Origin of the sequence: Flectobacillus sp., assembly GCF_049240685.1 — a bacterium.
Classification (GTDB): Bacteria; Bacteroidota; Bacteroidia; order Cytophagales; family Spirosomataceae; genus Flectobacillus.
In genome coordinates this window covers 2,305-12,423 of record NZ_JBMLSD010000145.1, presented here as the reverse complement: position 1 = coordinate 12,423, position 10,119 = coordinate 2,305, and the positions used below count along the sequence as shown (strand labels likewise).

Annotated in this window: 7 protein-coding genes; 3 read left to right on the top strand and 4 right to left on the bottom strand. The window is 39.4% G+C overall.

Annotation, left to right across the window (positions count from 1 at the left end):
* Positions 1–58 precede the first annotated feature (58 nt).
* The 4 genes from ACOVQ4_RS06630 to nirB form a co-directional block, all read right to left on the bottom strand.
* Positions 59–706 (bottom strand): response regulator, encoded by a 648-nt coding sequence (locus tag ACOVQ4_RS06630; protein WP_421819865.1) that lies wholly within the window; start codon positions 704–706, stop codon positions 59–61.
* A complete protein-coding gene (locus tag ACOVQ4_RS06625; RefSeq protein ID WP_421819864.1) occupies positions 703–2,193 on the bottom strand; it encodes an ATP-binding protein in 1,491 nt (496 codons plus the stop codon). Before ACOVQ4_RS06625 ends, ACOVQ4_RS06630 begins: the two co-directional genes overlap by 4 nt.
* A gap of 160 nt (positions 2,194–2,353) precedes the next feature.
* Positions 2,354–2,710: a nitrite reductase small subunit NirD gene (nirD, locus tag ACOVQ4_RS06620; protein ID WP_166578334.1), complete on the bottom strand. Its 357-nt coding sequence runs from the start codon at positions 2,708–2,710 to the stop codon at positions 2,354–2,356.
* Between the two features lie 61 nt (positions 2,711–2,771).
* Entirely contained in the window at positions 2,772–5,282 is a 2,511-nt protein-coding gene (gene nirB / locus ACOVQ4_RS06615) for a nitrite reductase large subunit NirB (protein ID WP_095166895.1), read from the bottom strand.
* Between the two features lie 445 nt (positions 5,283–5,727).
* Between nirB and cobA the strand changes: the two genes are divergently transcribed.
* The 3 genes from cobA to ACOVQ4_RS06600 all read left to right on the top strand — a co-directional run bounded on the left by cobA (position 5,728) and on the right by ACOVQ4_RS06600 (position 9,891).
* Complete coding sequence (cobA, locus tag ACOVQ4_RS06610) at positions 5,728–6,495, top strand: uroporphyrinogen-III C-methyltransferase (RefSeq protein WP_421819863.1); 768 nt, start codon at positions 5,728–5,730, stop codon at positions 6,493–6,495.
* A gap of 284 nt (positions 6,496–6,779) precedes the next feature.
* Complete coding sequence (locus ACOVQ4_RS06605; RefSeq protein WP_421819862.1) at positions 6,780–8,090, top strand: NarK family nitrate/nitrite MFS transporter; 1,311 nt, start codon at positions 6,780–6,782, stop codon at positions 8,088–8,090.
* 268 nt (positions 8,091–8,358) lie between these two features.
* Positions 8,359–9,891: an alginate export family protein gene (locus ACOVQ4_RS06600; protein ID WP_421819861.1), complete on the top strand. Its 1,533-nt coding sequence runs from the start codon at positions 8,359–8,361 to the stop codon at positions 9,889–9,891.
* Positions 9,892–10,119 lie beyond the last annotated feature (228 nt).

Below are 10,119 nucleotides of genomic sequence, written 5' to 3'. Positions count from 1 at the left end.
TTGAGTGAATGAGATAGATAAAAATCACTCATTCACTCAATCTCAACTCACTCAATGGTTATTGTATTGCCATTTTTACTAAATCAGCAGTATTTTTTGCTTTAGTTTTCTTCATCATATTCGCACGGTGATTGTCGACAGTACGAATACTCAAAAACAGCTTATCCGCAATTTCACGGCTATTATATCCTTGTACGATAAGGTCAAGAATTTGGCGCTCTTTTGGCGTAATTTTCTGAAAAATAGGCTTGCTTTCAGCAGGAGCTCCCCCCGATAGATTTTTTGCTAATAATTCATCGATAATAACTTCTGATATTTCGGGTGGAAAATACTTTCGTCCTTCTGAAACAACGGTCAAAGCACGTAGCAATTCGTCTTTGCCTGTATCTTTTAGCAAATATCCACTTGCGCCATTCTCGACAGAATTGATAATATACTCACGATTATTATGCATCGAAAAGATTAAAATCTTAACCGATGGATATTCTTGCGAAATAACAGCAGCCGCTTCGATACCTGTCATTTTGGGCATAGTCAAATCTAGGATAACCACATCAGGCATCAAGATTTTTACTTTGTCGATTGCTTCGGCGCCATCGGCAGCTTCTCCAATTACGAGTATACCCTCTTCGTCCTCAAGGAGCATTTTCATGCCTTTACGTACCACATCGTGGTCGTCGGCCAATAATACTTTTATAGGATTCATATCGTCGTTGTCTGTTGAGTTAATGTTTTTTTCTTTGAAATAGTGGATGACTTCTTTTTATTCGATAGAGGAATAACCACCTGAATGGAGGTTCCCTTTCCAATTCCTGACTGTAATTTAAACTGCCCGTTCAATAAATTACTACGAGTTTGCATATTTTTCAGACCATTTCCGCCGAGACCTTTCTTGCTTAATCCTATCTCGAAGCCTTTCCCATTATCTATAATTTGCATAATGATTTTTTGATTAGTTTCTTCAAGATGAACACTAATCAAACTTGCTTCCGCGTATTTGATGGCATTGTGTAGGGCTTCTTGAGCAACACGGTAAAGGGTAGTTTCTATATTTTCAGGTAAACGTTTCTGAATATTATCATGAAAATCAATAGTAACTCCCGACATTTTAGAAGTTTGTTCTGTCAAAATCCTTACCGCAGGCCCAAGTCCATAATCACTCAGGACGGATGGTGCTAAATTGAACGAAACAGTACGAGTAGCTTCAATCGTTTCTTGAATGAGCTTTTGTAGCTCTTCAAAAGATTTTTCTTGCTTTTCGGTCGCAAAAGGCGTACTTCGTACACGCTCACCCAATAGTCTCAAACCCGTAAGCATTTGCCCAATCCCATCGTGTAGCTCACGAGCCAAACGCTTTCGCTCTAGCTCCTGTCCTTCCATTAATGAGGCTGAGCGGACTTTTTCTTCTGCTAGTTGTAATTTATATTTTTCCTCTGTTGCTTGTACGAGTGCTTCCTGAGTTGTTACAAGCATTTCGTTGGATTCACGCAGTTCTTTTTCTGAGTCGGTAAGTTTTTTAATCACCACTCTGATATAATTGGCTATCGGTCTGAATATTAAGAGTCCTTCAAGTACCAATACCACAAATAATAACACAAACAGAATCAACTCGATACGCTTGATTGTATCTACTCGCTGACTTGCTTCTTTATCATATTGGAAAACGATTTTATCCATCATTTTCAAGAAATTACGCTCATTACTCAAAATCTGCTTGAGTGAAGCCTGAAGCGTATCTGCCTTATTCTTTACAGGGTTCTCGATTACCTGACTGATAGTCTTGGCATTGGAGAGCATAATCGTAAAAACGGGATTAATCTCTTCAAACAAACTATCAATCTTTGCACTATTACGAACCGTGTAGGTTTGTTCGGGGGTATCTAACTCACCACCTTTCAAACCTTTGTGACATCCCTCCCACAACCGTATGATATCCTTAATATCTTGACTGTAATGCTCGGCATCAGCAGGAAAAATTTCTGGTCGACAGAGTAAAATCGAAGTTTTACATAATCGCTGGCTGAGCATTCTTTGACGCCCTGCAATGTTAATTACATGAGAATCGTCTAGTAATTGGTGTAGAAACAATTGAATAACCAATTGTCCTGACATAGACAAAGCGGCAACCGTTGTAAGTGCAATCACATACAAGCGGGTCAATCGTTGAAAAACTTGGGTATCTAAAGGCCTCATAACCTGAAATATACCAATTTTTCGAAATAAATCGCTAAGTCGTTTCAAGTAATTTATTGGTTATCAAATTGTTTCAAAAAAATCTCAAAAGGATAATATTTTGCTTTGGACTTGCCCTAAAACAAGGAGGTAAAAACAAGTCCAAAGCGATATTGGCTCGTTATAATCCCACGTAAACCATTCCGTTTTCTACTTTAACAGGATAGGTTTGAATCTGGTAATCATCGCCTGAAAGACAAGCTCCTGTTTTTAAGGAAAAAGTCTTTTTATGAAAAGGACAAGCCACTTTAGGTTCTTGTTCTTCGCCCGTCGAGCCAATCATACCTCTCGAAAGAGCCATTTGTTGGCGGTGTGGACAAAGATTTTGAGTGGCAAACCACTCACCTCTTCTTTTGAAATTATAAATAGCGATTTGTTCTCCTTCGATTAGAGCACAAGCTCCGCCATTTTCGGGTATGTCGGCTTCTGAACATGCCAAATGCCAAACAAGGGTATCTTCTGCTAATATGTTGCTCATTGTATTTGCTTTTTAAGGACTTGTGACAACAAAAATTGATTGCCTTCAATCAGTTGAATCATTACTTTACCCACTCTGCGGCCTTTATTTGATCACGCATTGGCTCGAATTTGACATTCGGGTCTTTTAGGTGTGGCGCATTGACAAAGTGTGTAAAGCGTTTGCGAAGTTCAGGGTTTGTTACTACCTCTTTCCATTCACAACGATATGCCTCTACGAGCATATTCATTTCATCTTCAAACTGCTTATTTAAGCCTAATACATCGTCGATTACTACTGCTTTGAGGTAGTCTATTCCACCATCGAGTTTGTTGAGCCATGTGGCAGTACGAGTCAAAGGTTCTGCCGTTTTGATATAAAACATCAAGAAACGGTCGATGTACTTGAGACAAGTTTCTGAGTCGATGTCGCTGGCCAACAATAAAGCGTGTTGAGGCTTTACGCCGCCATTGCCACATACATATAAGTTCCATCCTTTTTCGGTGGCGATAATCCCAAAGTCTTTCGATTGCGCTTCGGCACACTCACGCGTACAGCCCGAAACAGCCGATTTGAACTTATGAGGCGCTCTCAGTCCACGGTATCGCTCTTCGATTTCGATGGCAAAGGATACAGAATCATGCAAACCAAAACGACACCAAGTAGAACCCACACAAGATTTTACGGTACGCAATGCCTTGCCATAAGCGTGTCCTGATTCAAATCCCGCATTGACTAATTCTTCCCAAATAGCAGGTAAGTCAGATACGTGTGCACCAAAAAGGTCGATACGCTGACCACCTGTGATTTTGGTGTATAATCCATATTTCTGAGCAACTTGTCCAATTACAATCAATTTCTCGGGTGTAATTTCTCCACCTGGGATTCGAGGTACAACCGAATAAGTACCATTTTTCTGGATATTCGCCAAATAACGGTCGTTCGAGTCTTGAACGGTGTCATTGCCTTTTACCAAAATCATTTCGTTCCATAAACTTGCCAAGATAGAAGCTACGGCAGGCTTACAAGTTTCGCAACCATCGCCATGACCCAAACCGTCCAAAGCCTCTTCGTAAGTCCTATATCCTTTGATTTTGACAAGGTCAAAAAGCTCTTGGCGTGTGTAATCAAAGTGTTCGCAAATGATATTGCGGATATACACCCCTTGGCTTTTCATGGTTTCGTTGATAAGGTCTTTGATCATCGGAACACAACCTCCACAACCAGTACCAGCTTTGGTGCATTTTTTAATAGCATCAAGGGTATTATTTCCTGCCAAAACTTCCCCACAAATTTGTCCTTTCGAGATAGCTTCACATGAACAAATTGAAGCATCATCTGGCAAAGCCATTACGCCAGCACCTGATTCTTCTTTACCTCCACGAGCACCTAACATCAAATCCTCTGGGTCGGGAGGAAGAATCGTTTGATTTTTGACATTTTGCAAAAGCATATTGTATTGCTCTGCATCGCCAATCAAAATCCCTCCGAGCAAGTATTTGCCATCATTGGAAATATTGATTCTTTTATAAACTCCTTTGGCAGAGTTTTCGTAAACGATAGTCTGGCAATTAGGTTCTTGAATAAAAGCATCCCCAAAACTTGCTACATCTACCCCAATCAACTTGAGTTTGGTAGACATATCAAATGGTTTGAATGACTTGTCCTTATCCTTCACCAATTGATTTACGACTACATCTGCCATTTCATAGCCTGGCGCTACCAAGCCATATATCATGTGGTGTGCCAAAGCACATTCGCCAATAGCATATATATTCGAGTCGGAGGTTTGCAAGTAATCATTTACAATCACACCTCCGCGTACACCCACTTCTAATCCTGCGATACGCGCCACTTCGTCACGAGGTTTGATACCTGCCGAAATCACTAACATATCTACTTCCAACTCTACTCCATCGGCAAAAAGCATCGAAGAGATAGCCCCATTGCCACGAATTTCTTGGGTATTCTTATTCAAATGAATCTTCAAGCCCAATTCTTCCAACTTAGTTTGAAGCATTTTTGAGCCTGCATCATCTACTTGGCGAGGCATCAGCCTTGGCGCAAATTCGATTACATGCGTTTCTTCTAATCCTAGGTCGAGCAATGCCTTTGCTGCTTCAAGCCCTAACAAACCTCCACCGATCACTGCACCTTTTTTCGCTTTTTTAGCATGATGTTGCATCATGTCCAAATCTTCGATAGTGCGATAAACAAACACGCCGTCTTTTTCAACGCCAGGAATCGGAGGCACAAAGGCAGCCGAACCCGTAGCTAACACTAAATAATCATACGACTCGACCAAACCATGGTGCGAGCGAACCGTCTTGGCATCTCTATCGATGTCCACGATTGGGTCAGAAAGGTGAAGGGTAATGCCATTTTCGGCATACCAACTTGCAGGAGCCATTGTCAGGTCTTCGACTGTTTTACCAGCGAAATACGACGACAAGTGAACACGGTCGTAAGCTGGACGAATTTCTTCGCCAAATACAACCAAATCAAACTCCTGAGCGGTGTCTTTTGCAATAAGCTTTTCACAAAACTTATACCCCACCATGCCGTTCCCCACTACGACAATTTTCTTTTTCATTTGATGGTTATTTATAGGATGATAAATGCTTGATTACTGATTTGTACAGATACCCTTTTTTTGTATTAAGTATCTTTACTCTATTTAAGCCGTTGTGAAGTTTGTATAAAAAAAAGTTAAGTAATTTTGCTTAACTAGTAATAAATACTCAGTTTAAGTAAGGCGAATAGAGAATGTGTAATTAGTTATTTATCACTATAAATACTAAATGAAAAATTGCTATCAATTGTATTAATTCTATAACAAATTTATTCAATTTTTCCCACATCTCCTTTGTTTGTGTATCAAATTTAAACCTATTTTTATTGATTTTGCAAATTTTTTCAAAAAAATACCTAAAATTTCAACTTAAATTTTGGATTTAAACATTTTTATAGCATTTTTGTATCGAAATCACAACTGAGTAGTTTCAATCATAAGCAAAAATATCAAAAAAGAATAGAATATGAATATTCCAAGAATAAGTTTGATTGGAGCTGGCCCAGGTGATATAGAGTTAATTACTCTAAAAGGTATCAAAGCAATAGAGTCAGCAGATGTTATTCTATATGATGCCTTAGCAAATGAAGAACTTTTGGCGTATGCCAAGCCCGAAGCAATAAAAGTATATGTGGGAAAACGCTTAGGTAAATATGTTTATACGCAAGAACAAATCAATTATCAGTTAGTACAATTGGCACTTGATTATGGACATGTAGTGAGGCTAAAAGGTGGCGATCCTTTTGTATTTGGAAGAGGCTTTGAAGAAATAGAATATGTTCGTTCATTTAATATTCCTTGTGAAGTTATTTCGGGTGTTACTTCGGCCATCGCGGCACCAGCTTCAGTAGGAATTCCAGTTACAACGAGAGGATATGCTGAAAGCTTTTGGGTAATTACGGGTACTACCAAAACAGGTGAGCTTTCAAATGACCTAAGGCTAGCCGCTCAATCAACTGCAACTGTAGTTGTTTTGATGGGGATGAGTAAACTAGACCAGATTTGTGAGATTTTTACTGAATATCAAAAACAAGAAACACCAGTAGCAATTGTTCAAAACGGCACCCGTGACAACGCCAAGTACCTAGTTGGAACAATTGAAGATATTGGAGAAAAAGTAAAAACACAAAAACTGAGCAATCCAGCAGTGATTATTATTGGAGAAGTGGTAAGTCTTCATCCAGAATATATAGAAACTTACTTAAAAGAAGAAATTAGAACGATGCGTGGTTGAGGTCATTTTATTAGAACGTAATCAAACACTATATAAAACAAAAAGAGGTTTCAACGATATTTCAGCGAAACTGTTCCACTAATTACCTTGATAAATTAGACTACTTCATTTTTCATCAACACTCTCAAAATTAATAAATCTTATATCCTGCCCGCTTTCTGGGCACTTTAGTTCTTTATTTCCCTTCAACGGTTTGTTGAAAATGGTCATTCGTGGGGGCGAATGTAAAACCATCTGTATTATGATTGTGGGGGCAGTCATGTTACTGAAAACAGGAATAAATTATGTTATCGCAAAACTCTGTATCAAACAGGGCTCCGTTGGAGTCTTTGAATGTATTGTCGTGGAAAGGAATCCAAATGAAGACTTTTCATATTACATGGGTCACTTTTTTCTTTTGCTTCTTTGGTTGGTTTGGCATTGCGCCATTGATGAAAATCGTCAAAGATGATTTGGGACTTACAAAAGCTCAAATCGGAAATGTAATGATTGCTTCGGTTTCGGCAACAATTTTTGCTCGCTTAATTATCGGACGTTTATGTGACACGTTAGGACCACGCTTGACCTACACAGGGTTACTTATCCTAGGTTCAATTCCTGTTATTGGTATCGGATTATCCAATAGCTACGAAAGTTTCTTATTGTTTCGCTTGGCCATTGGCGTGATCGGCGCCTCTTTTGTAATTACTCAATACCATACTTCTATGATGTTTGCACCCCAAATTAAAGGAACAGCCAATGCTCTAGCTGGAGGCTGGGGCAATTTGGGAGGTGGTATTACCAACATGGTTATGCCCTTGGTATTTGCGGCTTTTGTTGGAGCAGGGTATACCAAACCAGAAGCATGGAGATTAGCCATGACGATTCCAGGAGTGATTTTATTGGCCATGGCATTTGTATATTTTCGTTTTACGAAAGACACGCCTGCTGGTAACTTCTCAGAAATTACTCGCCAACAACAAACCAAAGGTTCATTCTGGGCAGCAGCCGCTGATTTTCGTACTTGGATTTTGTTTTTGGCGTATGGAGCTTGTTTTGGTATCGAAATTACCTTCGACAATGTGGCTGCTTTATACTTTTCAGAATACTTCAAATGTGATTTAGCAACAGCAGGCTTATTGGCAGGTATCTTCGGGTTCATGAACTTGTTTGCAAGAGCCATCGGTGGAATCGTAGCCGACAAGGTAGGAGCAAAAATGGGAATGCGTGGCAAAGGCTGGTTATTGGCTGGATTATTAAGTTTGGAAGGTATCGGTATTATTCTCTTTGCTCAAACTAACTCCTTGGCAATGGCTATCGTAGCAATGTTAGGCTTTGCTTTCTTCTTAAAAATGGCGAATGGTGCCACTTATGCAATAGTACCTTTTATTGATTCAAAAAATGTAGGTTCTGTTTCGGGAATCGTAGGTGCTGGTGGCAACCTTGGTGGTGTGCTAGCAGGCTTCTTGTTCAAATCTGAAAACATTACTTATAACCAAGCATTCTTCTATATCGGTTTGGTAGTAGGCGCTATTGGTTTAGTGGTAGCGATAAGTCGTTTCGAAAAACAATCTCAAACTTCAGAAAAATTACAGTTAGAACCAGAAATGGCCTAATAAGATTTAAGTTGTGAGGCAATAGGCATTAGGCAAATAGTTTTAAAAACTGATACATTTTGCTCAATGCCCATTGCTGCAAACCGAAAGCTTGATGTTTAGATTTAATTAAAATTTCACATTCACAATTCACAACTCATAATTCAGCACTAGTACTTCACATCTATTTCTCTTTTAAAACAAACAAAAAAACCCGAATGAGATGGGGGTCTCGATTCGGGCGAAAATCGCAAAACTCTGTTAAAATTTTACAATCAGCTACAAAAGTATGAAAAAAACTTACAAAATCAAGGCTGCATTAGCCTTATTGGTGGGGGTTTCTACTCACTTTGTGTCGAAGGCACAATTCACTCTTCAAGGTCAAGTTAGAACTCGTACTGAGATTCGAAATGGACTAGGTAACTTAGTACCAGCAGGCTCTGATGCTGCGGCATTTACCTCTCAACGTACTCGTTTGATTTTTGGTTACAAGTGGGACCGTGTAACATTTGGAGCTACCGTTCAGGACATTCGTGTATGGGGACAAGATGCCTCTACTATCTCGAATAATGATGGTAATCGCTTGATGTTACATGAAGGCTGGGCTGAAGTAACCTTAGCCAACAAAGCCGATACTACGATTAAATTCAAGGCAGTTGATCAACTTTCAATCAAAATTGGTCGTCAAGAATTGAATTATGATGATGTAAGATTGATTGGTAACTTGGATTGGTTGCAACAAGGTCGTCGTCACGACATGGTATTACTCAAAGGAATGCACTCAGGTTGGCAGTTTGATGTAGGTTATGCTTTTAACCAAAATACTGATGCATTTAATACAACGGGGACTATTTATACACCTGCCAACACACCACAGTATATGCCAAATTCGAAGGGCGCTTTGGTGGCAGTACCCGCAGGAACGATTCCGAACGGAGCGGTATTTACGAGTAATCCAAGTACCAACGGTGCTACGCAAGATTATAAATCATTCAAGAGCGTATATATCTCCCGTAAGTTTAATCAGACCAAGTTTTCAGGCTTGTTTTTCAATGATGATTTTGGAAAATACAAGATGGATACCTTGGTCGGAAACAGTTCGACAGGGTATTTGTATGGCAAAGATTTTAGAGGACAAAAAGGGGTAAACAGTCGAGTAACTTACGGTTTGATGATTAATCATACTTTAGGCAATGCTTCAGGATTTGGAAAAATTGCTTTCCAAGGTGCGTATTATGCGCAAACAGGAAAAGACCGTGATGGTGTAGCAATGGATGCTTATCACTACACACTTTCGGCAACATATCAAAAAGGCAAATGGGCATTTACGCCAGGCTATGATGTTCTTTCAGGTAATGATGCGGTAAATCCTAGTGGCAAAAACAATCGCTTTGACCCACTTTATGGAACACCACACCGCCACTGGGGCTATATGGATTACTTTTATGTGGGTACAGGCGCACCAGCAGGAGGCTTGAACAATGCTTATTTCAAAGTAAAATATACCACAAATATCTTAACAGTTGGCTTGGATTATCATTCTTTTGCCTTAAACAAAGCTATGGTAAAAACAGGCTCTGATGGTATCAAAAGCACGATTAATAACCAATTGGGCACTGAGTTAGACTTTACGTTGAACTACAACATGAATAAGTTTACCAATATCGAACTAGGCTATTCAATCATGAATGCGACGGACAGTATGCCAATTGCCAAAGCACAAAACGCAACAGCAACCTATGACAAAACAGGCACATGGTTTTATGCGATGATTAACATTCGTCCAGATTTCTTTTACTCAAAACCAGTAGCGTTAAGATAGGTTTGAGTGATGAATTGTGAATTGTGAGTGGCGAGTTGCGAATGTAAACATCTAGCTATCAACACCCTAAACTCAATATCAATTCTATATTTTCACTCATAATACAAAACCACTCTGTGCCTTTGTGCCCGTACACTTGGTGCCTTTACACCTGTACACTCTGTGCCTTTGTACCTGTACACTTTGTGCCTTTTTACTGAATTACTCATTTTTCAATATACAACTTCC

Excerpts from the sequence above, each read along its gene's own strand:
- ACOVQ4_RS06630 (WP_421819865.1), bottom strand. The coding sequence starts at position 706 with ATGAATCCTATAAAAGTATTATTGGCCGACGACCACGATGTGGTACGT.
- ACOVQ4_RS06625 (WP_421819864.1), bottom strand. The coding sequence starts at position 2,193 with ATGAGGCCTTTAGATACCCAAGTTTTTCAACGATTGACCCGCTTGTAT.
- nirD (WP_166578334.1), bottom strand. The coding sequence starts at position 2,710 with ATGAGCAACATATTAGCAGAAGATACCCTTGTTTGGCATTTGGCATGT.
- nirB (WP_095166895.1), bottom strand. The coding sequence starts at position 5,282 with ATGAAAAAGAAAATTGTCGTAGTGGGGAACGGCATGGTGGGGTATAAG.
- cobA (WP_421819863.1), top strand. The coding sequence starts at position 5,728 with ATGAATATTCCAAGAATAAGTTTGATTGGAGCTGGCCCAGGTGATATA.
- ACOVQ4_RS06605 (WP_421819862.1), top strand. The coding sequence starts at position 6,780 with ATGTTATCGCAAAACTCTGTATCAAACAGGGCTCCGTTGGAGTCTTTG.
- ACOVQ4_RS06600 (WP_421819861.1), top strand. The coding sequence starts at position 8,359 with ATGAAAAAAACTTACAAAATCAAGGCTGCATTAGCCTTATTGGTGGGG.